The sequence below is a fragment of the Thermonema rossianum DSM 10300 genome (assembly GCF_000426825.1).
In the GTDB taxonomy this organism is placed as follows: Bacteria; Bacteroidota; Bacteroidia; order Cytophagales; family Thermonemataceae; genus Thermonema; species Thermonema rossianum.
Genome location: NZ_AUGC01000005.1, coordinates 125,021 through 149,334 on the forward strand (window position 1 = coordinate 125,021; position 24,314 = coordinate 149,334).

The following is a 24,314-nucleotide window of genomic DNA, read 5'->3' on the forward strand; positions in this document are numbered from 1 at the left end:
GCGTTTTACTCTTTTACTGCCTTGGCAGTACCCGAGCCCAAGCTTTGTATGTTCACATGTTCGGGCTGCCCTTTATAATGAATAGTTCCTGAGCCGGCAATCCGGGCTTCTATGCTGTTGGTGACCATCACTTCGACATCACCGCTGCCCAGTATGTTTATGTCGGCAGAAGCTGCTTGTAAATCGTAGGCTTCGACAATGCCGGAACCTTGCAGGTCTATTTCCAGTACATCGGCACGGCCGTGCAACGTGATTTTACCGCTTCCCATTTGTTCTACACTGATTTTTTCGCAGAGGAGGTTAGCTTCTATTTCGCCGCTTCCTTGGTTTTCGATAAAATAGTTCTTGCCTTTTAACTTGTTTTTAATCAATACACTACCACTGCCCATGACGCTTATGCTGGCAGTAGGGGCTTGTAAATCATAAGCTTCGACAATGCCGGAGCTTTGCAGGTCTATTTTCAGTGCGTTGGTGCGGCCGTGCAACGTGATTTTACCGCTTCCCATTTGTTCTACACTGATTTTTTCGCAGAGGATGTCAGCTTCTATTGCGCCGCTTCCGCGGTTTTCAATAAAACAGTTTTTGCCTTCCAATTTGCTTTCCATCAATACCGCGGCGCTTCCGTTATTGATTACTGCCGTAAGATTGGTAAAAGTGACGGTAATGGTTGTATTGGCATTGTCGCGCCATCGTTGGATGTTACTTTCCCTTTTGATGTACAGTCGATTCCCTTTGACGTAAGTTTTGATTTCTTCCAAAGGAAGCCGGGATTCTATGCGTGCTTCTGTTTTGCTGCCGGCACGCAGTATTACGAGAAAGCTACCATCTACTTCCACTTGTGAAAAAGCAGGTAAGGAGCGGGTAGCAACTTTTTGTGCCCAAACGCCTGCACTCCACAGCATGAGGGCGAACATGAAGCAAAAGTTTCTTTTCATAGGGCAAAGTGGTTTTAATGACTCTGTGAAGCTATTTACAAAATTTAAATATTTTATGAAACGGAAAAAAGAAATAGCCGGGTGGTCACTCTTGAGGGCTTTGTTACGTGTGCCTCACTGCAAAACACAAGCCCCGCCCATCTTTGCCGGGGCGGGGCTTGCGGCTTGTTGCCTTCTAATAAGTAAGGCGTTTTACTCTTTTACTGCCTTGGCAGTACCTGAACCCAAGCTTTGTACTTGTACACGCTCGGGGCGCCCTTTGTAATAAATATCGCCTGAGCCGGTAATTTTGGCGTCTATATTGTCGGTGACTGTTACTTTGGCATCGCCGCTGCCCAGTATGCTTATGTCAGCAGAAGCTGCTTGTAAATCGTAGGCTTCGACGTTGCCGGAGCCGCGCAATTCTATTTCCAGCTTGTCGGTGCCGCCGTGCAATACAATTTCACCGCTTCCTACTTGCTTGATACTAAGCTTTTCGCAAAGGAAGCTGGCTTCTACTTTACCACTTCCTTTATTTTCGATAAAATAGCTTTTGCCTTCTAATTTACTTTCAATCAATACGTCGGAGCTGCCGCTATTGACTACGTCCGTAAGCTTGGTAAAGGTAACGGTAATGGTTGTCTTGGAGTCGTCGCTCAGGCGTTTGAGGCTGGTTTTTCTTTTGATGTACAGGCGGTTGCCTTTAATGTAAATTTTGATGTCGTCCAAAGGAATGCCCCGGGACTCTATGCGCGCTTCTTCTTTGTTACCGGCGCGCAGTATGACAGTGAAATCACCATCTACTTCCACTTGTGAAAAGGTGGTCAAAGTGCGGGTAGCAATTTCTTGTGCCCAAGCACCTGCACTCCACAGCATAAGAACAAGTATTAAGATGTTTTTCTTCATAGGACAAATTGGTTTTAATGTTTTTGCAAAATTATGCACAAATTTCATGCATAAACAAAACGAGCTATTTTTTCATTTCTTGTGTCTAAATTGTAGTTTTACGTATGTCTGCGCCTGTCGCATTTTTTTAGTGAAAAATATAGTTTAAAATCAATACTTTATGAGAAGGAAAAGAAGAAACACCAATGTGCTTCATCAACTGTTGGGGCGTTTGTTGCGTGCGCCCCGTTTTTGGGGGTTCGTTATTATACTGGCAGTCATTCTTTATGTGTTTTTGCCGCATGAAAAAGTAGGTTTATTTTTGCGACCTTTTGCCGGCAGCTCATGGGCAAAAACACTCTACACTGCTAAATACGAATATTTCCCCAATTCGGATACGCCCCCCTTGGCAGATTTGCTGAAGCACACCAAGGCGGTGAGGCAGTCTTCCGACGACGGGCAGGAGCCGGTACCATCTGAACAAGAAACCGAGGTGCCGTCCGCTACCGGCAAAGAGCAAGCGGAAATATGGGTTTTGGATGAAGACTTCGCATTTCCGGCGCCCGTGTCTAACTGTACCGTCGTGCGCCATAAAGCCTTTACGCTTTGCTATGACGAAGCGCATGAGTTGCCCCGTTGGGTGGCTTACCGCTTGGATTATAAAGAGTTGGAGGGTAACCTGGAACGCTTGAATAACTTTTCGCCCGACCCTGCGGTATCTACCGGTACCGCGCACTCTTCCGATTATACACGCAGCGGTTATGACAGGGGGCATTTGGCAGCGGCAGCCGATTTCGAATTTGACAAACAAGCCTATGAGGAAACTTTTCTCATGAGTAACATAGCACCGCAAACGCCGGAGCTCAACCGGGGCATATGGCGGGAATTGGAAGAGCAGTGCCGGCGTTGGGTGCGTCGCGACAAATCGCTCTATATCGTCACAGGACCTATTCTTAGCAAGCGGCCGCGTAAGATAGGAAAACGTACTAAGGTATCGGTGCCCAAAGCCTATTATAAGGTTATTCTGGATATGCGTGAGCCGGAAATAAAAGCCATTGCTTTCATTATGCCCAACAGCAAAAACTTGAAGGATGATTTTATGGACTATGTGGTAAGCATCGACGAGGTGGAAGCGCAAACCGGCTTGGATTTCTTCCCTGAATTGAGTAAGGACCCGGCGCTTGAGCGGGTGTTGGAAGGGGAGGTGCACCCTGAATACTGGCTGAAAAATTAAAAATACTGCATGGAAAAGCAGCTTCAGCCCGTTTATATGCATTTTATTTTTATATTTCAAAAACAATTAAACGCACTCAACTATGTTGGATTTCAATAATGCCATAAGAGAGGTAGCCAAGCGCTTCAATGCCCAAATAAAAGAAATCTCGCCCGGTGTGTATGCGCTCGATATCCCTTTTGTTACCAAAGGTGGAGTGAACCGCTATCAGTTTGTTTATGCATGGATGGTGAAGGGGCGTTCCAAAGGACGTGACTGCTTTTATTTCAACAGCAAGGTGGGCACCTATCATTCGCAGGTGAATTTGAAAAAAATAGTGAGGGAGGCCGGCTTTGCCAATAGTGCCACCATTACCATTATAGACGACAAACAAACGGATGGCTCGCCTTGTGAAACGCTCATTGTGCAGGCTGCTCCCCTGGCAGAGCATGTGACTTCGGTCGATGAAATGGCTGATATTGTTTGGGAAGTGGCTGAAATGGCTGACGTGCTTGAAGAAAAGTATTTCGGAGGTGATAAGTACTGATAAACACCCGGTTTTATCTTGCTGTGCAGCTCCTGTGGCGGGAGCTGTATTTTTTTTGAAAAAAGTTTGCTATTGTATGTTCTTTTTGATTAACTTTACTTTGTATCTCAAAGGTAAAGTGAAAAATGAAGGAAATACTGCCTTATATTGATAAGCTGCTGGAAAACAAATACCGTCTGGCCATCATGGCGGCGCTCATGAAAAAACCGGGGCTCACTTTCAATGAAATGAAAGAAGCCCTGGGACTGACAGATGGCAACTTGTCAAGCAATACCATTTTGTTGGAAGAGCGGGGGTATATCGAAACAGACAAGCGCTTTGTTGGGCGCCGCCCGCTGACCACTTACCGGCTCACCAAGAAAGGCTACAATGCCTTTGCTCGTCATTGCGAATATTTGGCAAAGGTCATCAGCGGTGAGTTTAGTTTAGACGAGGATCAATCGGATAATTCGCAATAATGCGGTATTCGCCCCCCATATTGCGCAGGATGGTACGCCATAGTTCGCCCGGGGGCGTATCAAAAAGCAATGGGGTGGCACACTCGGTTACAATCCATGTGTCTTGCTCTATTTCGGCATCGAGTTGACCCGGTGACCAGCCCGAGTACCCCAAAAAGAAACGAATGTCCTGTGCCGGCAGTTGTCCGGTATTTAGTAAGCTTTTGACCACTTCAAAATCGCCGCCCCAGTACAAATCCTCTTGCAATTGCACCGATTCGGGGATGATAGCGCCTGCGCGATGCACAAAATGCAGGGTGTTTTGTTCTACCGGGCCGCCAATAAAAAGTGGAATGTCGCCGGCATAGATGTCGTCCAGCACATCACTTAAATGCAGGTTGGTCGTTTGGTTGAGTACCAAACCAAAAGTGCCGTGTTCTTGGTATTCACAAATCAGCACTACCGTGCGCTCAAAGTTAGGGTCCCCCAGAAAGGGCTTGGCTATCAGTATGCTACCGTTTTTTGGTTTCGATTCAGACATTCTGCTGTTTTCTTTTTTAGAAAATAAAAAGCTTTTGCCCAAAAAATAAAATATTCAAACTTTTTTGAGTAAATTTTTAATGCATTTGTTTTTGGAAACCCCACGCCTATGAATGTTATTTTACGCATCTGCCTTTTGCTGCTGTATATTCTTTCCATATCGGGCGTCCGGGCGCAGCCGTCGCAGCGCCCGGCTTTTGTGCGCAATGCCGGACAATGGGCAGCTGAAGTGCTTTATAGAGCAGACTTGCCCGGCGGCTTCCTCTTCGTGTATGCCGATAGCCTGCAGTTTTCTTGGTATGATGCTGAACGGGTGGCATCGCTCAAGCACGGCGAGCGACTGGCCCAATGGACAGCACCGCAGCAGGCTTTGCAGGTGCATAGTTATGTAATTCGTTTTAAAGGTGCAAACAAGGTGCTGCCTTCTTGTGATGAAAGCAGCCGGCAACTTCCTGTAAAATACTTTCTGCCGGGCGAAGAGCAAGGGGCGGCGTCTCAGGTGCGGCGCATAGAAAGCAGCGCTTGTTCCGGGCTTCGTTTTGCTAATGTGTATGACCGTATAGACCTGCGCCTGCTGACCACCCCCGAAGGGCATATAAAATACGAGTTTTGGCTTCATCCAGGGGCAAAACCGGCTGATATTCGTTTAGAATATGCTTATACACAGGGCTTGCGCATTACAAAAGAAGGGCATCTGGCTATTAAAACCATCTTTGGAGAGGCTTTGGAGCTGGCACCCGTGGTGTATCAACTCAAAGACGGGCAAAAGAAGCCTCTAAAGGCGCGTTATGCCTTGAAGAAAAATACGCTTAAGTTCATCCTCGAAGACTACGACCCCTCTGCAACGGTAGTGATAGACCCTGAATTGGTGTTTTCTACCTATTCGGGGGCTGCTTCTGACAACTGGGGGAACACGGCTACCTACGATGAAGAAGGGGTCTTATACTCGGGCGGCACTGCCTACGGCAGCAACTTTCCCAATCCCCCGGGTATCTTTACCATAGGACCGGGCGGCACTTCCGCCAATTTTCCTCTGGTGACCGACGTGGTGATTTTCAAGTACAATCCTACCGGCACACAGCTCGAATACATTGCGCTCATAGGTGGCAGCAGCTCGGAGGTGCCCCACAGCTTGGTGGTCGATCATAACCGCGATTTGGTAATTTTGGGCACTACCAGCTCTACCAACTTTCCCACGACCGACGGTTCTACTTTTCATGGCGGGGTACCTGTCAGTAGCGTTTTGGGCAACAGTTACGCCAACGGCAGTGATATTTTTGTAATAAAACTGGGCTTTGACGGGAACTTGAAGGCATCTACTTTGATAGGCGGAAGCAACAATGATGGCATCAAACTTTACAGCGCAGGCACTTATATTCATAATTACGGCGACGAGTTCCGTGGCGATATTTACGCAGATGCCAACAACAACTTGTATATTGCTTCAACCACACGCTCGGCGACCATTGCCGGAGTCACCGGCAGCCTGAACGGTGCCCAGGATGGTTTGTTCTTGAAGTTGGACAGTAACCTTCAGTTGATTTGGGGGCATTACGTAGGAGGCAGTGGGGTAGATATGGCGCTTTCGGTGCGGGAAGCCCCCAACGGCGATTTGTATGTTGGCGGAGGAACTACCAGCGCCGACCTGCCGAATACCGCCAATGCCTATCTTTCTGCTGCGCAAGGCAGCGATGACGGTTTTGTGGCGCGCTTCTTGCCCGATGGCACTTGGCTGCAGACTACTTATTTGGGCACCGCTGCCGCCGACATGGTTTTCTTTGTAGATACCGACGCACAAGGGCAGGTATATGCTTTCGGACAAACTTATGGTAACTATCCTGTATCGGCAGGGGTGTATGCGGTGCCCGGCAGCGGGCAGTTTGTGCATAAGCTGGCTACCGACCTGCGCTCTTCTGTTTGGAGCACGACCGTGGGTTCGGGCGATGGCGCGCCCGATATTTCGCCAACGGCTTTTTCGGTGGTAACGGAAAATGACTGTGGAAATATTTACTTCGCCGGCTGGGGCGGTGCCATCAACCGGGCTGTCAATGGAGGCATCAACAATAATGCATCGAGCAGTACCGAAAATTTGCCCACTACTTTCGATGCCTACCGTCGAACCACGGTCAATGGCAATGATTTTTATATTGCAGTACTGGAAAAAGATGCCAAAAGCTTGTTATACGCTACCTTCTTTGGCGAAGACAGCCCCAACGAGCGCGGCGATCATGTAGATGGCGGCACCAGTCGATTTAGCAAAAGCGGTACCATTTACCATGCCGTTTGTGCTTCTTGTGGCGGCACCAATGGCTTCCCGGTGACCGAGGGGGCATGGTCTGCCAACAATAATTCTTACAACTGCAACAATGCCGTGTTTAAATTCACATTGGACCTCGAAGCTACTTTCGAAATACAAAACCCGGCTTTAGGTTTTAGCGTGGTGAACAGTGGCGATAAGGTATGCGCGCGCCGCCTGTTCTTCGATTACCAAGCCATAGGGGCAGAAACCTTTGTCTGGGATATTTACGACGCACTTGGAAACAAAATATACACACAAAGCGGCGAAGCCGACTTCTTTTATGAATTTACCGAAGAAGGGGTGTACACCGTCAATCTGACGGTGATTAACTTTTCGTCCTGTGCCAAGGTGGCACGTGCTTCGCAGACCGTCGAAATAGTTTTCCCCCCTTTTACTGTCAGTGATGATGTTAGCATTTGCTATGGCGATACGGTGCAACTGCTGGCTGCCGGTGCCGACACCTATGAATGGTCACCCGCCGAGGGACTTTCAGACCCTACGATAGCCAACCCTTTGGCTTTTCCCTTGCAGTCAACTACTTATTACGTGCTGATGCGTGACAAAGCAGGTTGTGAATACCGCGACAGCGTCCGGGTGGAAATATTGCCTTTTGAGCCGGTAAGCATAGAAGTTGAAAGGGTTCCTTCATGTGCCATGACTGACGGCGTTCGCTTGAGAGCGGTGGGCGGCTTGGATTCCTATACTTACCGCTGGCAAATGGGCGATGGCAGCATACTCGAAGGGGCTGCCCCTGATGTGTATTTCTACACTCAAGGTGGCACTTATGACATTCTTCTGCTGGTCGATACCGGTGATTGTGTCGCAAAGCTAAAACAGTCTATTCAGTTGGAAGAAAAGCCGGTGCCGCCCAATGTCATTACGCCCAATGGTGATGGTATCAATGATGTGTTTGTATTGCCCGAAGCGGGGGCGAGGCTACAGGTGGTGAATCGTTGGGGAAAAGTGGTGTATGAAAGTGCCAATTACCAAAACGACTGGGGCGGCAGCGACCTGCCGGCAGGCGTGTACTTCTTTTATACCGTAGCACCCAATGGCAAAGAGTGCCGGGGATGGTTGCACCTGTTGCGCTAAATAGAAGAGGCATCCGCGCGGATGCCTCTTCTAAATGTGAAAATCGCAGGGCTATTATAGACCCCTTGTTAAGAGCTCAGCCATAAGCACATAGCGTTCATCAAAAGGAATTTGTTGAACGCCCAGAATGGCATAGCCCATGGAATTTTGTTTGGCAGGAATACGCAATACCTCTTTGTCACCGGCTTTGACAACCACCTGCTCGCCTTTTTGAACCGCTTCGCAAATTTCCTTACCTTGATGATATACCTTTATTTTACCGCTTTCTTTTCGTTTGATTTCGTAAGGGTTTTCGTTTTCTTCATTGTCACTTATTTTTACTTTATCGTCATAAAGTTTTACTTTCCATAGGAGTTGACCATTGGTGGTTTTTAGCTTGAATTTGCCGTCTTCATAGGCTTTTACCTCAATGAAATCATACCCGTCGGTGCTGTAGATGCGCTTTTCCCGGCTTTTGGCACGGGCTTCAATCGTACGGTTGTTGTCCACTTTTAGCGTAAAGCCGCCGTTTTGGTCGAATTTGATTTCAAAGACCGTATTCCCCTCTGCATCTTGAACCGCCACTTGTTCTACCGGGCTTTGTTTGGGAATGGCGGTGCCCTGTGTGCTTACTTCTTTTTGCTTTAAGCCGTTACCGGCCTCTTCGGACGACTCCTTTTGGTCGCAGGCAACCAGCCCTATGCTGAGAAGCAAGGAAAATAAAACTGCATGATGATAGCGCATGGTTTATGGCATTTAGGGTGAAACATCAGTCGAACAAACGGGCTTGCGCAACAGCTTTTTCGCTAACACGGTAAAACTCTTTGTGTACATTGAACAGGCGCTCGCCTTGCTTCGGCATTATCTTGGTGTAGGTGCCGTCTTCCTGCATTTCGTAAGCATTGACGTTGTCGCGCCAACAAGAAGCCAATATATGAATGGCTTGCTGCTTGGCCAGAGGGTCCACAATTAAAAAGAGCGACTCTATGCGCCGTTCAAAGCTGCGTACCATGACGTCGGCACTGCCGCCGTAAATGAGCGGATCGCCTGCATTATGGAAATAGTAGAGGCGGGAGTGCTCCAGGTAATCGCCCACGATGGAGCGTACCTCTATGTTGTCGCTCAAACCGGCGCGTTGGGGACGTAAGCAGCAAATGCCCCGCACAATCAACTTAATGGGTACGCCTGCCTGTGAAGCAGCATACAATTCATCGATAACGATTCGGTCTTCCAGCGAGTTAATTTTAATGCAAATACCACTCGGCTTGCCTTGCTTGGCGTTGTCTGCTTCTTGTCTGATGAGCTGAATGAGCGCCTGGCGCATATCGCGCGGCGATGTGATCAGATATTGGTAGGCATCCGGAATGGAGTGCCCCGTAATAGCATTGAAAAACTCCGATACGTCTTGTGCATAGGTTTCGTTGGCACTCAGCAGGCCTATGTCGGTATAAAGGCGTGCCGTGTCTTCATTGTAATTCCCACTTGCTACATGTACATAGCGCCGCACCTCATTACCTTCTTTGCGTACAATCTGCAGCAACTTGGTGTGTGTTTTATACCCCCCGATGCCATACACAATATAACAGCCGGCCTTTTGCAAGCGCTGCGCTTCGCGTATGTTGTTTTCCTCGTCAAAGCGCGCCTTCAGCTCGAACAATGCTGAAACGTGTTTTCCATTTTCAGCAGCCTTCAATAAAGCTTCTGTGACCCGCGAGTGCCGCGAGAGCCGGTAAATGGTCATTTTAATGGAGAGCACGTTCGGGTCTTCGGCTGCATCTTCAAGCAAGCGCAACACCCATTCAAAGGAGTTATAGGGGTGGTGCAGCAAGATGTCTTTTTGGCGAATAAGTTCAAAAATATCAGCCTCGCGTTCGTTTTGATGAATGCCCAGCGGCAATACCGGCGCAGGGAAAGCCGGTAATTTGGTTTTGAAATCGGGGTGTTTGATGATTTCCCAAAGTGCCGTAAGGTCGATGAGCTCACTGATTTCAAAAATATTGTAATGGTCTATGTCCCAACGGTTGGTGAGTATGTTTAACAACCACTCGGAAAATCCGGGTTGTATTTCCAGGCGTACCACGCGCCCGGTACGGCGGGTTTTGAGCTTTTGCCTTACCTCCTCGATGAAATCGGCTTCCATGTCATCGCTTTCATCGAGTGTGAAGTCACCATTGCGGGTAATGCGAAAAGTGTTGGCCGACAGAATCTCTACATTCCGGTAAAGTACATGAATATGTTTGCGAATGATTTCCTCTATGGGTATAAAAAGAAGCTCGTTGCCTCTTTCTATGGTATAGAAGCGGGGCAAGTTTTGGGGCACCTGAATGAAAGAAGCTTTTTTGGCGCGCTTTTCCGATTGAGGGTTGATGGTGACCACGCCAAAAATAAGCGACTGCGGACGAAGAATAGGGAAGGCGTGGAAGCTGTCGAAGACCATGGGGGTGAGCATGGGATAGAGCGTCCGCTCGAAATAGTTGCGTATTTCTTCCTGCTCTTCTGCTTTCAGGCTGTCAAGGTTGTTGACAATACAAAAACCATTGCGCTTAAATTGTTGCTTGAGGTCTGTAAATACCTTGTATTGCTCTTTGACAAACTCTTGCGCCTTGCTAAGCAAAGTGGCACGGAAGGGGCGTTCCCGCAAGCCTGAATAATCCAGGCGCTCTTTGTCGTAATCCAGGTAGTTATAAAGGCTTCCGACGCGTATGGTGAAGAACTCGTCTAAGTTGGAAGCCGTGATGGCTAAAAACTTGAGTTTTTCGAACAGATTGCGGCGGCTGCTGCGGCACTGGTCCAACACCCGCTCATTGAATTTGAGCCAGCTCAAATCCCGGCTGATATACCGGCTTTGGTCAATGATGGTGCTCAGGCGCTTGTCCGGATACGACGCTTGGTGGGTATTGGCACTAAAAACGCCCCGTTCCGGGCTTGCTTTAGGGTCAAGCCCGGACTCCCGGCGTCTTTCTTTTTCGGGTGTGCTTTCTTTCACTTTTACCATTCAAACTTATCTATGATTTTGTCCACAATACCATAAGCTACCGATTCCTCGGCATTCATCCAATAGTCGCGATCAAAATCCTTCATGATTTTTTCCACGCTGTGCCCACAGTTTTCAGCCAATATTTTGGCACCTAATTCTTTGGTTTTTAAGATTTCCTTAGCCGTAATGGCAATGTCGCTGGCTTGTCCTTGCACCACGCCGCCTATGCTGGGCTGGTGTATCATCACGCGCCCGTGAGGGAAAATGAAGCGTCGCCCTTTGGTGCCCCCCGATAGCAGAATGGAACCCATGGATGCAGCCAAGCCCATACAAACGGTGGCTACCGGCGATTGTATCATTTGCATAGTGTCGTAGATAATCATGCCGGAGGTAACAACCCCGCCGGGGCTGTTGATAAGCAGGGTGATTTCTTTGCCCGGCTCCATGCTGTCGAGGTACAACAGGCGCTCCACCACATACTTGGCCGATTGGTCGGTAACAGGACCCCACAAAAAGACTTTGCGCTCTTCTAAGAATTTATTTTCAAATTTATTACCTGCTGCTAACTCTTCGAATAATTCCCGAAGCTCTTTGTTGTTTGATGTTGTCATAGTTATTGTTGTTTTTAAACTATTCAATTGATGATTTTATACCGAAAATAAAGCTTTTTTACATAAAGAAAAAGCAAAAGCAGTGCCTATAGTTCTTTATTCTCGGAGGTGATTTTGCAACTGGTTTGCTCATAGGTAGTTAACAAAAAAAGATGGCTGACAAATTGCCAGCCATGCTGTCAAAGTTTCTGATACGAAAAAAGTTATACCAGTTTTTGCAATGCTATTTCAAAAGCTTTTGCCGAAAGCTCTGTGGGTTTGTCCTGCTGTTCCCGGATGCGTTCAAGTGCTTGGCGTATGGTTTGTGAGGTGTCTGCAAAAATAGCTTCATCGGTGAGCACTTCATCTTCATAGGTCATCAAATAAGCAAACACACGCGCCATGCCGCAGTTGGCGATGAAGTCAGGAATCACCGACACACGCTCATCGGCATATTGGGCAATAGGACCGTAAAATATTTCTTCATCAGCAAAAGGCACGTTTGCGCCACAAGAAATAACCTCCAGCCCGGCGGCAATCATGCGATCGAGGTGCTCTTTTTGTACCAAGCGCGAAGCCGCAGCCGGTACAAAAACTTCTGCGCCTATGTCCCAAATGCGTGCATTGGCTTCGGCAAAGGGTATCATGTCGGCAGCAACCAAAGCATTGCCCTTGCGCTGAACAAACAGTTCTTTGACTCTTTCAGGGCTCAAACCGTCGGGCGCCAGCAAGCCGTTGTCTTTGTCTATGATACCCACGATACGAACCCCCATTTCGGCAAGATACAAGGCAGCGGCAGCACCTACATTGCCCCAGCCCTGAATAATGGCACGTTTGCCTTGTATTTCGCCGCCCCAAAGGTCGTAGAAGTGGCGGACGGCTTCGGCAACACCATAGCCGGTAATCATATCGGCTACTGTGTACTTCTTCCCGGTAGAAGGCGTGAAGCGCGGATCTTCAATCACTTTGGAAACGCCTTGGCGAAGATTGCCTATCTTTTTGATTTTTACCGGCTTGGTAGGCTGAAAATGCCCGTTGACTATCCCTTCTTGCGGGTGCCACAAGCCATAGGATTCGGTGATGGGAATTACCTCATGAATTTCGTCCACGTTCAAGTCGCCCCCTGTGCCGTAGTAGTTTTTTAACAAAGGAAACACGGCTTTATACCAGCGTCGCAGCACTTCTTCCTTGCGGGGGTCAGCGGGGTCAAAGTTGATGCCTGACTTGGCGCCCCCGATAGGTGGTCCGGAAACAGTAAATTTTACTTCCATGGTCTTGGCCAGTGACTCCACTTCCCTTTTATTTAGCCCTTTGCGCATGCGGGTGCCACCGCCGGCAGCGCCTCCTCGCAATGAATTGATAACCACCCATCCTTCAGCTCCGGTTTCTGCATCGTGCCATTCGAAAACGATTTCCGGTGCTTTTTCTTCAAATTTTTTCAATAAGTCTTTTACTACCTCTTTCGACACGGTTTTGGTTGTCATAGGATTGATATTTTTCTTTGAATTATTCAATGCTGTCTTTATAAAGTGCATTTTGGTGTTCAAAGATACCACATTTTTATGAAGCTAAGAAAAAAGCAAGCGGTCCATGGGGAAAGTACCGCTTGCTTGCTTTTGGGAGTAAGGGTTTATATCAGACAGCAACTTGCATTCGATTGGGCAAGTCGGTGTGGTCGGAAAGCAAAATAACACCTATAGCCGAGCGCACACCACGCATAAAAGATTCAAAGCTTGTGTGGCGGTGTTGGCGCAATACCTCGGCACACGCTTCAATGGCCTGCTGGCGCAGGTAGGGGTTTACCGGTCCGGCATTGAGCATTGCCAAGGTGTCTTCGATAATAAGTGCGGCAAGTTCTTCATAACGCCCGGCGGCATGATACGCTTGAAACTCTTCTTCTGACAAGCTTCTTTCTTTTACCGGCATAAGCGTGGGGGAGTATAACTCTTCCATAAGCATTATAATTTGATATGATTGAATTTTTGCTTTATTACACACTCCCATACGAAACGTATGGAAGTATAAGTAGGTTGAAAAAAATTGGAAATTTCTTCATAAGGCACCCACAGGGCTTCTTCTATGCTCTCTTCCGTTTGTGGCTTAGGTGGTGAACATTCGCCGGCTTTCAAAAGATACCAGTAAGTTCGTTTGAGTACGATTTGACTGCCCATTTTATAGGTATGGTAAGTATCGCATATGAATGCCTCTATTTCTGCCTGTATGCCGGACTCTTCTTCTACCTCGCGGCGGGCTGCCTCTTCGGGCTTTTCGCCCTCTTCCATTTTTCCTTTGGGAATATCCCACTTGCCCAAGCGCTTGATGACCAAAAAAGAGGCACAAGAGGGGGCATAGACTACACCTCCGGCAGCTTCCAAATAAAGGAAATACTTTTTTAAAGTTTTAAGTACTTTTTCAGCCTTCGACGTGCGTATTTCTAAAAAATAAATGAAGGGGTTGTATTCCTTTGCAAGCTGTTCTATGATTTGTAAAATAGTTTCCACAGACGGCTCTATGAGACATATACGCCCCCTGTGGGCAAGGGTCTCTTCTGCTGAAGCATTGCGCAAGGTTAGGTCGAAAGCGGAGGTGTCAGGGTCGGTATTGTGGTCTCGAATAAATACCGGAATGTCATTGAGAAATAAATTCATGCACATTGCATCTTATCAATTTGCAATTTTAATTAAAAAATTACATTGTTAAAAGTCTTTTTTAACTTTTTTCCAAAAAAGTCGTACCCTAAAACTAAGGTATTCGTTCACTAACGAGTGTAAAGTTATGATAAAAAATATACTTTTGACCGGTGCCACTTCCGGTATTGGCAAAGCTGCTGCCAAAAAGTTACTACAAGAAGGACATTTTTTGATTTTGCCCTATCGCAATGAAGAGAAAGCCACTGCTTTAAAAAAAGAATTGGAGGCTATTGCACCGGAACGCTTCGATTTACAGTTTTGTGATCTTGCTTCCTTTGAGTCTATCCGGGCATTTGCCGCTTATGTGAAAAATACTTACCCGCACATAGATGTGTTGATCAATAATGCAGGCGTGTGGAATCAACGTTTTCGTGAAAGCAAAGATGGAATTGAGCTGACTTTTGCAGTCAATCATTTGGCGCCTTTCTTGCTGACCAACTTGCTTTTGGATTTGCTTCGTAAGGCAGAGCGGGCGCGAGTGGTGAATGTTAGCTCTGACCTGCACCAGGGAACCATCGATTTCGATGATATAGAGTTCCGGAAAAAGGAATATAATGGAATAGCAGCTTACCGCCAGTCTAAATTGGCAAATATTCTTTTCACCAAAGAGCTGGCACGCCGTCTGCAGGACGAAGGCATCACAGCCAATGCTTTAATGCCCGGCTTTATAGCTACCAACATATTCCAGGATTTAAACTTTTTTGCCCGCTTGATGATAAAAATCATGGCCAAGTCGCCGGAAAAAGGGGCAGAGACCATCGTTTACTTGGCGTTGAGCCCCGAAGTGGAAGGCATTACCGGCAAGTATTTTAAAGACAAAAAGGAGGCCATATCATCACGCCAATCACAAAACATAGAGCTTGCCAAGCGCTTGTGGGCAGTCAGTGAGCAGATGACAGGCTTGCATGTATCTGTTAGTGAATAATCTTTTGAATGGTATCAACAGCTTTTAAGCCGGTAGAAGTAAGTACACTGACTATCGTTTCGCCTTCTTCTGCCTCTTGCAGCAGATAGCGCCGGGCGCCGGCAATTACCGCTGCGCAGGTGGGCTCCACAAAATAGCCTTTCCGGGCAAGTATCTTCACCATCTCTACTATTTCCGTTTCTTCAACGGCAATAAATTTGCCTTTGCTTAGTTCTACATACTGCAGCATCTGGGTGCCACGCAGCGGGTTGTTTACGGCCATGCCTTCGGCAAGGGTCTTCTTTGCGGGGCGGGGCTGTATGAAGGCTTCGCCGCGAACAAAGGCTTCGTAAAGAGGGGCGCAATTTTTAGCTTGCACGCCAATGAGCTTAGGCATCTTGCTGATAATGCCTGCTTGTTTAAGCTCTCTGAATCCCAAATAACAACCGATAAGCAGAGAGCCGTTGCCTGCCGGCACAACCACTGTGTCAGGGGCTTGCCAGTGCAGCTGTTCGCATACTTCGTAAGCAAAAGTTTTTGTGCCTTGAAAAAAGAAAGGGTGCCATACGTGACTGGCATAATGGTACTGTTGAGCAAAGGAGTAGGCGACTTGTGCTACCTCGTCGCGTGTGCCTTTCACCAAATGCACTTTGGCACCATACAGTTTGATTTGTGTGATTTTAGCCGGCGAGGTATCGGCCGGCACGAATATGTCGCAGGCAATACCGGCTTTGGCGCAGTAGGCAGCCAGCGAAGCCCCCGCATTGCCTGATGAGTCTTCTACCACACGACGCACGCCCCACTCTTTTAGTTTGCTTACCAATACGGCTGTGCCCCGGTCTTTGAATGAGCCGGTGGGGTTCATGTATTCTATTTTTACTTTCAGCGCTTTGCCTTCCAGCTCTATGTCGTGCATGGGAGTGGCACCTTCCGAAAGGCTTACCACCGATGAAGGATGTTCAATAGGCAGCGCTTCCCAATAGCGCCAGAGCGTTTTGGGCCGCTTGCCGATGCGCTCCAATGGGAAGCGGGGCGAAAAATGCAGGTCAAGAACGCTGCCCTCTTCGCTGCACCATAGAGGCATGTCGGCGGGGTATTCTTTCCCGCTTTGCAAGCAAATAAGTTTGGCTTCTTTCATTGCTCGGCTATGAAAACACAAACCCAAGCTATTTAAAAAAAAGTATAATACCTAATACTTGGAAAAGCAGTAAAGTATTCAGTGTTTTGAATTGTTTTCGCGCTATTTTTTGTTAGATTTGTACAGTACACCGGGTGTTTGTTTACCACACTGTAAAACAATATTTTGCGATGCGCTTCGTCTTTTTTCCTTTTCTTTGTTTTGCCTTTTGTGTTGCTTTGCAAACAACACAAGCACAAAGCGTTTTTGAAGATGCTTACACGCGTGAATATGCCTTTGGATTGAATATAGCCTCAAACGGCGGCTTCCCTTCCGGCGTTTATTTCCGTTACGGCAAGGTGAAAACAGCGCGTGTAAACAATATATGGGGGCTGGAAATAGCCGGTATTAAGCACCCCAAAGAGCGCAAAGTGCAAAACCCCTTTGGTCAGGGCAATGCTTTCGTATATGGCAAGGTAAATTACCTCTTTAGCATACGCCCGGAGTATGGCAAAGACTTGATTCTCTTTCGTAAGGCACCTAACGAAGGCGTGCAGGTAGATGTAGTGCTGGCTGCCGGTCCTTCCATTGCCGTCATTAAGCCCTACATGATACTATACGATTATTCGCCGGATGGCATCATACCGCAAATCAGAGAAGAGCGCTACGACCCGAATATACATACCAATCCCAATCGCATTGCCGGAAGAGGAAGTTTCTTTAGTGGTTTTGGGCAAAGCGATATAGCTTTGGGGCTGCATTTACGCTTGGCCATGAGTTTTGAAGTGGGCGCTTTTCAGTCGAACCTTACAGGCATCGAAGCAGGCTTTTTGCTCGAAGCCTTCGACCGCACCATTACCATCTTGCAAGACAGCAATGGCAGTGTGGAAAATAGCTCGGTATATAACGCTGCTTATCTGAGTTTTTTCTTTGGCGGGCGTAAATAAAGCCTAAACCATTCTTGGCTTCTGCTTGTTTATTTGTAAACTTGCACTTCCAAACGATAAGATTTAAGGCTATGATAGAATTACCTGTTGTACCTTCCGAGCGAAGAAAAAAGCCCTCTTGGTTGCGTGTTAAATTACCTACGGGGAAGAACTACCTGCATGTTCGTCAGTTGGTTGATAAATACAAGTTGCATACTATCTGCGAAAGCGGCAATTGCCCCAATATGGGCGAGTGCTGGGGAGCAGGCACGGCTACCTTCATGATTTTGGGTAATGTATGTACACGCAGCTGCACTTTTTGTGCTGTGGCAACCGGGCGTCCAAATGAATATGATGAAGACGAGCCGCGCCGGGTGGCAGAAGCCGTCAAGCTTATGGGCGTGAAGCATGCTGTCATTACTTCGGTCAATCGTGACGAGCTCAAAGACCGCGGGGCCGAAATATGGTACCGCACCGTGCGTGCTATCAAGGAAGTATCGCCCGAGACAACCATAGAAACGCTTATCCCCGATGTAAGAGGCTCATGGGATGCCCTGTACCGCATGATAGAAGCAGGGCAGGAAGTGGTGTCTCACAATATGGAAACGGTCAAGCGCCTTTATCGCAGAGTGCGCCCGCAGGCCAAGTATGAGCGCAGCTTGGAGCAGCTGCGCCGCATCAAAGAATACGGCAAGCGCACCAAAACCGGCATCATGGTAGGCTTGGGTGAAACCGATGAAGAAGTATTTGAAATTATGGATGACCTCTTGGAATGCGGGGTAGATATTCTTACCATCGGGCAGTATTTGCAGCCTACCAAAATGCACCTTGAAGTAGTAGAATATGTGCACCCCGAGAAATTTAAAATGTACGAGGAAGTAGGACTGAAGAAAGGTTTTAAATACGTGGAGTCAGGTCCATTGGTGCGTTCTTCTTACCATGCCGAACGGCACGTAAATGTGTGATTTTGAAAAAAATCCGGAAAAAATTTGGATGTTATCTTTTGAATTTGTATATTCATGTTAATGACATACATACATTATCATCCTTCAATTAGACGTGTGCTACGCAAGTAGCGCGAGTCTATCAACCAAACGCTGATAGGAGCCTACCAAGCGGGCTCAGCCAAACGTCGCTTCTCTTACATAAGTAGGAGAAGCGACGACGTTTTTTAGGGTGCTTGTTTTTCAAAGTGAAGTTGCAGGCTTCCTTTTTCAAGAATGAGTTTTTCTTTTTTGAGCTTCTTTACATGAAAAGTGTCTTGCCTGTTGCCATAAGTAAAGATGAGTAGTTCTTCTTTTGGGAGAAGGGTGTAAAACCCTTGGGTTTTCAGCAAATTACGTTGAAATTGAAAATATTTCCCGCCGTCGAAAGAAAGGCGATAGCTGCCCAACTTTTCTTTTATGTCATGGGGTTGGGGCGTGCTTTTGTTGCTTTGCAGCTCTGTGGTTAATGAATCGACAGAAAGCTCGTCTTGCCATTGGCTTTGGTTAAAATCCAGCAGCCACTCACCCCGTAGCTGCTCATGAGGCGAAGCGCTGCAAGCACTAAGAAACACAAGGCATAACAAGAGCCATCGGGCGGTTTTGTATTTACTCTTCATGCTTAATGCTTATTATCGTTGTTGGGTGGTGTTTCTTTTATTTCCCTTTTTTTGTCGCCGGCTTGAAAGCCGGTACCATCAGAAGTGACTTCCATGGGTTCTGTCCGGCGCAACTCTACACTGATGACGCCCTCCGGCTTTTCTATGATTTTTCGTACCCGCCGTTCAAGCGGCAACAAGTAGTAAGCCAGTATTACGTTCATCACCAGCTTAAATACCGGAACGCCACCGCTGAAATTATCGACATAAGGCTCCACCATGATGATTATAAACTCAACCGTAGTGATAATGCTGACGATAGTAAGTATGCTGGTGGCGCGGGCATCTTTCTTGCGTCTGTTCAGATAAATGGAAAGCAGCAGCAAAGAAAGCAAAAACAGGATTTCTAAAATGTAAAACCACCAGGTCTCGTAGAAGGGAGGGCGCACATATAGCTTAATGCTTTGGGTTTGTGAGATGAGTCCTTCCGGAGTGCGTGCACGCACAAGCAAGCGATGCATACCGGTGGGCAAGTAAGCAAACTCAATATAGGGCGTGCTTCGCCATGCCGACCATTCCGACTCACCCTCACCTTCTATTTTATATTGAAATTGAGTGCGCTCACCGGCAAGGTAATAGGGGTAGGCTATGTGAAACACCAAGTGGCTGCTTTGGGGTGGCACTTCCACGCCTTTGATTTCCCGCCCGTCTTCGCTAAGAAAGGGTAGGTAAGTGTCTTCATCTGTTTCAATGAAGCGTATGATGGGGTGCGAGGGTATGGCGGGGGAGGAAGTTGTTTCTTTCGGAATAAAAAATATGTTATTGGAGGCTACTATCCAGTAGTTGCCTTGGTAATCTACAGCAAGCACCTGCAGCTCGTCGAAATAATTCACCAGCCGGTTGGTAAGAGGCTTTAAAGATTTATTTTGCAGGAGTAGCCACTGCCTGTTTTTGAGCAAGAAGAAAGCCTCTTGTTGGCTGTCGTAGAGGAAGGACAAAGGGTAATAACGGTTCAGCGCCTGATAGGGCAATAGCATGCCACCTAAAATTTCTTTGTGGAGTAGCGCCCCCTCTTTTGATAAGAAAAAGACATTTTCGCCTTGTTTTCCCACCCAGAGTGGCTGTATTGCTTGTGTGTGCAGCTCCATGCGGTAGTGACGGGCGAAGGTGCCATCGGTGCGTAAATGCACGATGAGGCAGCCATTAAAAAGTCCCAGGTAAAGCTTGTTGCCGGCCAACATCAGGTTGGTGACATCATCAGGAATAGCAGCTATGCGATCTACCACTTTCCAATATCCACGGTACTCCCTGATGGCTATAAGTCCTTTTTCTGTGGCAGCATATAACATATTGCGCTTAGGTGCCCCATAAATGGCATACACATGCAGGTTGCGCATAATGGGGTAGCCGGTATGCCGGGTGACTTCATAAAGCCCCGTGCTGGAAGCTACCAATAATTTGCCTTTATAGTTGAGCAGCTGCTTACACTTGGCGTCTATGTTTTTGATTTTCTTAAAATAATAGGGCACAGACTGCATGATGTAAGCTTTGAGAGCGTCTTCATAGGGGTTGCGCTCTTTTTCTACAACAACGGTTTGTTGCTGCCGGGCAAACAGACGTTTGCGCTCATTGGCATATACTTTCCGGCTTACGACCTGCTCGCCCCGGATCTTGTCGAGCACAAACAGACCGGCCGTAGTGCCTACGTACAGCTCCGGGCCCAAGCGTATAAGGCTACTGATAGAGCCTTCCAAGCCGGGATAGGTAGAAAAAACACGTAAGGGAGACTGCAAGGCTACCCGGCTGCATCCTTGCGCGTGGCTAATCCACAAACCACCTTGCTTGTCTTCATAAATAGCCGTGGTTTCATCGTCTTTCAAGCCCGTTTCGTAATTGAGAATGTCAGTGACAATGCCACTGCTTTTATCCACTACAATGCAACCACCGGATAAAGTGGAAAACACAAAGCGCTGCCCATCACTTAGCGGGAGCATTTCATTTAGTAAAAACGTTTCGACATAGCGCGTGGCGGGGCTTCGATAGGGCATAAAATGAAGTCCGTCGAACAACCACAGGCGATTGTCGGGGCTGCTGCACAAGCCTCTTTGCTTGTCGAAAGGAATGTATTGGATTATGCCTGTTGTTTTTAAATTGTTGCCCGGGCGGCCGCTAAGGTGCATTTGCTTGCCATCCAAATGATAAATTCCCTTCCCGGGAGCAGAGGCATAAGCTTCGCCCCGGTGCAAAAAAAAGCCATTGAAGGAACTGTTTCGTGGAGCATGATAACGATAAAGCAGGCGACGCCGGGTAATAGAATAAGCATAAGTGATGTTGGGGGTTTGTGCCCATAATGTGTCGCCTTGAAGCATGATTTTGCGCACGTTGCCTTCGGTAGTAAAGACAGAAGAAAAAACAACCTTGCCTTTGCTGTCAAATTGCAGATATCCTACCTGCCCTTTGCCACCTGCCCAAATACAACGCCTTTGAGAGTCGTAGGACAAGCTGTAAAGTGTGACGGGTATTTTGTGTACATGCTGCTGCTGACCATCATAAGTCACAATCCCCTCCGGCGTGGAAAAACACAGTATATCATTGTCAAAAGACTCAATGTCATAGGCATGGGCGCCAAAGTCATAGTTTTGAATAAAAAGGTTGCCACGCTGCGCATAAATCAAGCTGCTTATGCAACATAAAAGAAATGAGGCAGCAAAAAAAACGACTTTCTTCATAAGAATAGTGCTAATGCTACAACAAGCAAATCTAAGACGCACAGATTGATAAAAAAAATCATCTAAATTTTTTGTTTAGATTAAATCTAAATAAATTTGCATCGTTTGCTTATGCACAAAACCGCAGCGATTTATGAAACCTCGAGCCGTCCTTTACTTTCTTTTGTGCTTTGTCTGTATTTTGCCGGCATCTGCCCAGCAGTTGTTGCAAGGAGTGGTGACCGATGAGCAAGGCAACCCTTTGCCGGGCGCAACCATAGAAGTAAGCCCCGTTGAACGCTTCGCAGTGGCCGACGGGCAAGGACACTTCGTCTTGGAAGTGCCTTATCAAGAAGGGCTGGTGCTGAAAGTTGAGTTTGTTGGCATGGAGTTGCTTACAGTGCCCCTTCGTCCCGGGCATTGGCAAGCCCCCCTGCAGCTGCGTATGAAAGCCAAAGAAGAAATGCTTGCAGAGGTGGAAGTGACAGCTGCCCGTGAACAGACTTTCGGAGTACGCAGCTTGTATAGTGTGGAAGGAGTGGCCATTTATGAAGGGAAGAAGACCGAGGTGGTAGAGCTGCAAGATATTGTTGCCAATTTAGCCACTAATAACTCGCGGCAAATATTTGGCCGCATCCAGGGCATTAATATATGGGAAAGCGATATGGCCGGCTTGCAATTGGGCATTGGCACGCGTGGATTGAGTCCCAAGCGTACGGCCAATTTCAACACCCGCCAAAATGGCTATGATATGAGTGCCGATGCGTTGGGCTACCCCGAAAGTTATTATGTGCCGCCTGCCGAAGCGCTTGAGCGCATTGAGTTGGTTAAGGGGGCCGCTTCGCTGCAGTACGGCACACAGTTTGGCGGCATGCTCAATTTTGTAATGAAGAGCCCGCGCACTGATAAGCCCTTTCACATAGACACCCGCCAAACCATTGGTTCGTGGGGCTTTTGGAATAGCTACACCGGAGTAGATGGTGCTTTGGGAACCAAAGTTAAATATTTTACTTTTTATCAATACAAGCAGGGCAATGGTTGGCGCCCCAATTCACAGTTTCATAGTCACACTGCCCACACTCAGTGGCATTTTGACCTGAGCAAGCGCTTACACTTGCGTGCAGAATATACCCACATGCAGTACTTGGCCAAACAGCCCGGCGGCTTGATGGATGCCACCTTTGAGCAGGACCCTTCCGTTTCGTTTCGCAATCGCAATTGGTTTGCCGTCCGTTGGAACTTACCGGCCTTGATGCTTGATTACCGGGCATCAGACCACACCACTTTGAACTTGCGGGCATTTGCCAATCTGTCGTCCCGGCAGGCTTTGGGCGTATTGTTGCCGGCTTACAAAGCAGACGACCCCACGCAAAATCGCACCTTGATTCGCGATCTTTACCGCAACTGGGGCGTAGAGGGGCGTTTGCTGCACGATTACAAACTAAAAGGGCGCAGCCATCACTTTTTGGCAGGAGTGCGTTATTATCATGGGCTTACCTACAAGCAACAAGGCGAGGCAGATGCCAGTGACCAACCACGCTTTGAGTACTTAAACCCCCATGATTTGGAAAAGTCGGACTATCAATTCCCCGGGCGCAACGTGGCGGTTTTTGCTGAAAACATATTTTTCTTAAACAAGCGATGGAGCATCACTCCGGGCATACGTTATGAATATATCAACACTTTGGCAGATGGTTATTACAAGTTGCGCGCTTATGACGCGGCGGGCAACCTGATTGCCGAAGAGCGGGTCGATGAGTCTTTTGACCTGAAGCGGGCTTTCTGGTTAGGAGGTATCGGCATTACTTTCCGTCCTGCAGATAACCGGGAGTTATATGCCAACGCCAGCCAAAACTACCGGGCAGTTACTTTTAGCGACTTGCGCATAGATAATCCCAACTTCCGCCTGGACCCCAATATACGCGATGAGCGGGGCTACAGCACCGAGATAGGCTTCCGGGGACAGTTGCCCGGCCGTTTTCAGTGGGATGTTAGCTTGTTTTATATGCGCTACAATAACCGCATTGGCTTTGTGACACTCTTAGATGAGCGAATTTATAATGAGTACCGTTTCAAAACAAATGTAGGTGATTCGCAACATTATGGTTTGGAGCTGTATGGCGAATACAACCTGGCTTCTTTGTGGAAGCAAAATGCCACTTGGCAATGGCGCCTGTTTAGTAGCTTTACTTATGCCGAAGCCTATTATCTGAGCGCCAACAGCGATACTTGGAGCAGGATAGAAGGCAACCGGGTAGAGTTTGCACCGCGTATTATCTGGCGTGCCGGCCTGTTTGCCGAGCGTGGTCCCTGGCGATTGAGCTTACAACACAACTACGTGTCAGAACAGTTTAGCGATGCCGACAACACTTCGGGGCGTGTGGCGTCGGCGGTGGTGGGTATCATTCCGGCATATCATGTAACCGACCTGAGTATTTCTTATAAACGCGAGCGCTGGACGGTGGAAGGTAGTGTAAATAACCTATTGAACCAAAAGTATTTTACCAACCGGGCAGTAAGCTATCCCGGGCCGGGTATCATCCCCGCCGATCCGCGTAGCTTTTTCCTTACCTTGGGTATCTCTTTGTAGCTTTAAAACAACTTTGGTTTTCAAAGTCTATACTTGCTTGCCTGTCTTTATTCAATCACGGAGGCAAGGCAGTGCTGCCTTATGAACGGTCATTTTTTCTTTTGTCATTTCGAACGGAGCGTGGTGGAGTGAGAAATCTCGCTTGCTCGAAGCGTGTTTATTTGCCATTCTTGAGCCATCTTGTCAAGCCGACGGAAAGAGGTAAAAGAAGAGTGCTTGCTTTTGCTCGAAGCGCTAAGGAGAGAGTACTAAAACTCAGCCACTTTTGGAAAAGTAAATGGCTATTCAATAAAAACAAAATACTTTGAACTACAAAGCGACAAG

20 protein-coding genes are annotated in these 24,314 nt (G+C 47.6%); 8 read left to right on the forward strand and 12 right to left on the reverse strand.

Annotated features, from left to right (window positions below):
• Positions 1–5: 5 nt before the first annotated feature.
• Together K384_RS13280 and K384_RS04165 are read right to left on the reverse strand one after the other, a co-directional pair.
• On the reverse strand, positions 6–935 hold the full coding sequence (locus K384_RS13280) for a head GIN domain-containing protein (protein WP_051633105.1): 930 nt from the start codon (positions 933–935) through the stop codon (positions 6–8).
• 192 nt (positions 936–1,127) lie between these two features.
• Positions 1,128–1,820, reverse strand: coding sequence for a head GIN domain-containing protein (locus tag K384_RS04165; protein WP_038029716.1), 693 nt, complete (start codon positions 1,818–1,820; stop codon positions 1,128–1,130).
• Positions 1,821–1,980: 160 nt separating this feature from the next.
• On the opposite strand from K384_RS04165, the gene K384_RS04170 reads away from it, so the two are divergent.
• The 3 genes from K384_RS04170 (at position 1,981) to K384_RS04180 (ending at position 4,017) form a co-directional block, all read left to right on the forward strand.
• Positions 1,981–3,033, forward strand: a complete 1,053-nt coding sequence (locus tag K384_RS04170) for a DNA/RNA non-specific endonuclease (RefSeq protein WP_051633106.1) — start codon at positions 1,981–1,983, stop codon at positions 3,031–3,033.
• A gap of 82 nt (positions 3,034–3,115) precedes the next feature.
• Positions 3,116–3,559, forward strand: a complete 444-nt coding sequence (locus tag K384_RS04175) for a hypothetical protein (RefSeq protein ID WP_038029717.1) — start codon at positions 3,116–3,118, stop codon at positions 3,557–3,559.
• 125 nt (positions 3,560–3,684) lie between these two features.
• Complete coding sequence (locus tag K384_RS04180; RefSeq protein WP_038029718.1) at positions 3,685–4,017, forward strand: winged helix-turn-helix domain-containing protein; 333 nt, start codon at positions 3,685–3,687, stop codon at positions 4,015–4,017.
• On the opposite strand, the gene K384_RS04185 is transcribed toward K384_RS04180, so the two are convergent.
• Positions 3,980–4,537: a YqgE/AlgH family protein gene (locus K384_RS04185; RefSeq protein ID WP_038029896.1), complete on the reverse strand. Its 558-nt coding sequence runs from the start codon at positions 4,535–4,537 to the stop codon at positions 3,980–3,982. The genes K384_RS04180 and K384_RS04185 overlap by 38 nt on opposite strands.
• A 108-nt stretch (positions 4,538–4,645) precedes the next feature.
• Here K384_RS04185 and K384_RS04190 point away from each other — a divergent pair, with 108 nt between their 5' ends.
• On the forward strand, positions 4,646–7,927 hold the full coding sequence (locus tag K384_RS04190; RefSeq protein WP_051633107.1) for a DUF7948 domain-containing protein: 3,282 nt from the start codon (positions 4,646–4,648) through the stop codon (positions 7,925–7,927).
• Between the two features lie 54 nt (positions 7,928–7,981).
• Here the strand turns inward: K384_RS04190 and K384_RS04195 are convergent, their stop codons facing one another.
• The 6 genes from K384_RS04195 to K384_RS13285 all read right to left on the reverse strand — a co-directional run bounded on the left by K384_RS04195 (position 7,982) and on the right by K384_RS13285 (position 14,121).
• Positions 7,982–8,650, reverse strand: coding sequence for a hypothetical protein (locus K384_RS04195; protein WP_038029719.1), 669 nt, complete (start codon positions 8,648–8,650; stop codon positions 7,982–7,984).
• A 25-nt stretch (positions 8,651–8,675) separates the two neighbouring features.
• The gene (gene ppk1, locus K384_RS04200; protein WP_084147119.1) at positions 8,676–10,901 is read right to left on the reverse strand and encodes a polyphosphate kinase 1; all 2,226 of its coding nucleotides are present in this window, start codon (positions 10,899–10,901) and stop codon (positions 8,676–8,678) included.
• Positions 10,895–11,494 (reverse strand): ClpP family protease, encoded by a 600-nt coding sequence (locus K384_RS04205; protein ID WP_038029722.1) that lies wholly within the window; start codon positions 11,492–11,494, stop codon positions 10,895–10,897. The genes ppk1 and K384_RS04205 overlap by 7 nt, the downstream gene beginning before the upstream one ends.
• 203 nt (positions 11,495–11,697) lie before the next feature.
• Entirely contained in the window at positions 11,698–12,957 is a 1,260-nt protein-coding gene (locus tag K384_RS04210) for a Glu/Leu/Phe/Val dehydrogenase dimerization domain-containing protein (RefSeq protein WP_038029724.1), read from the reverse strand.
• Between the two features lie 151 nt (positions 12,958–13,108).
• Entirely contained in the window at positions 13,109–13,426 is a 318-nt protein-coding gene (locus tag K384_RS04215; RefSeq protein ID WP_157630052.1) for a hypothetical protein, read from the reverse strand.
• A 5-nt stretch (positions 13,427–13,431) separates the two neighbouring features.
• Positions 13,432–14,121 (reverse strand): NUDIX hydrolase, encoded by a 690-nt coding sequence (locus K384_RS13285; protein WP_051633108.1) that lies wholly within the window; start codon positions 14,119–14,121, stop codon positions 13,432–13,434.
• Between the two features lie 127 nt (positions 14,122–14,248).
• On the opposite strand from K384_RS13285, the gene K384_RS04225 reads away from it, so the two are divergent.
• Complete coding sequence (locus K384_RS04225) at positions 14,249–15,088, forward strand: SDR family oxidoreductase (protein WP_038029729.1); 840 nt, start codon at positions 14,249–14,251, stop codon at positions 15,086–15,088.
• Here K384_RS04225 and thrC read toward each other — a convergent pair.
• Positions 15,078–16,205: a threonine synthase gene (gene thrC, locus K384_RS04230; RefSeq protein ID WP_038029730.1), complete on the reverse strand. Its 1,128-nt coding sequence runs from the start codon at positions 16,203–16,205 to the stop codon at positions 15,078–15,080. The two genes, K384_RS04225 and thrC, sit on opposite strands and share 11 nt — an antisense overlap.
• 170 nt (positions 16,206–16,375) lie before the next feature.
• Between thrC and K384_RS04235 the strand changes: the two genes are divergently transcribed.
• Both K384_RS04235 and lipA read left to right on the forward strand, forming a co-directional pair.
• Positions 16,376–17,131, forward strand: coding sequence for a hypothetical protein (locus K384_RS04235; RefSeq protein ID WP_051633109.1), 756 nt, complete (start codon positions 16,376–16,378; stop codon positions 17,129–17,131).
• Positions 17,132–17,202: 71 nt separating this feature from the next.
• Positions 17,203–18,075, forward strand: coding sequence for a lipoyl synthase (gene lipA, locus K384_RS04240; protein ID WP_038029732.1), 873 nt, complete (start codon positions 17,203–17,205; stop codon positions 18,073–18,075).
• Positions 18,076–18,281: 206 nt separating this feature from the next.
• Here the strand turns inward: lipA and K384_RS04245 are convergent, their stop codons facing one another.
• Positions 18,282–18,713 (reverse strand): hypothetical protein, encoded by a 432-nt coding sequence (locus tag K384_RS04245; RefSeq protein WP_038029733.1) that lies wholly within the window; start codon positions 18,711–18,713, stop codon positions 18,282–18,284.
• Between the two features lie 2 nt (positions 18,714–18,715).
• Entirely contained in the window at positions 18,716–21,421 is a 2,706-nt protein-coding gene (locus tag K384_RS04250) for a two-component regulator propeller domain-containing protein (RefSeq protein WP_157630053.1), read from the reverse strand.
• Between the two features lie 133 nt (positions 21,422–21,554).
• Here K384_RS04250 and K384_RS04255 point away from each other — a divergent pair, with 133 nt between their 5' ends.
• Positions 21,555–23,990 carry a TonB-dependent receptor gene (locus tag K384_RS04255; RefSeq protein WP_038029736.1) on the forward strand — a complete coding sequence of 812 codons (2,436 nt, stop codon included), beginning with the start codon at positions 21,555–21,557 and terminating at the stop codon, positions 23,988–23,990.
• Positions 23,991–24,314: the final 324 nt, after the last annotated feature.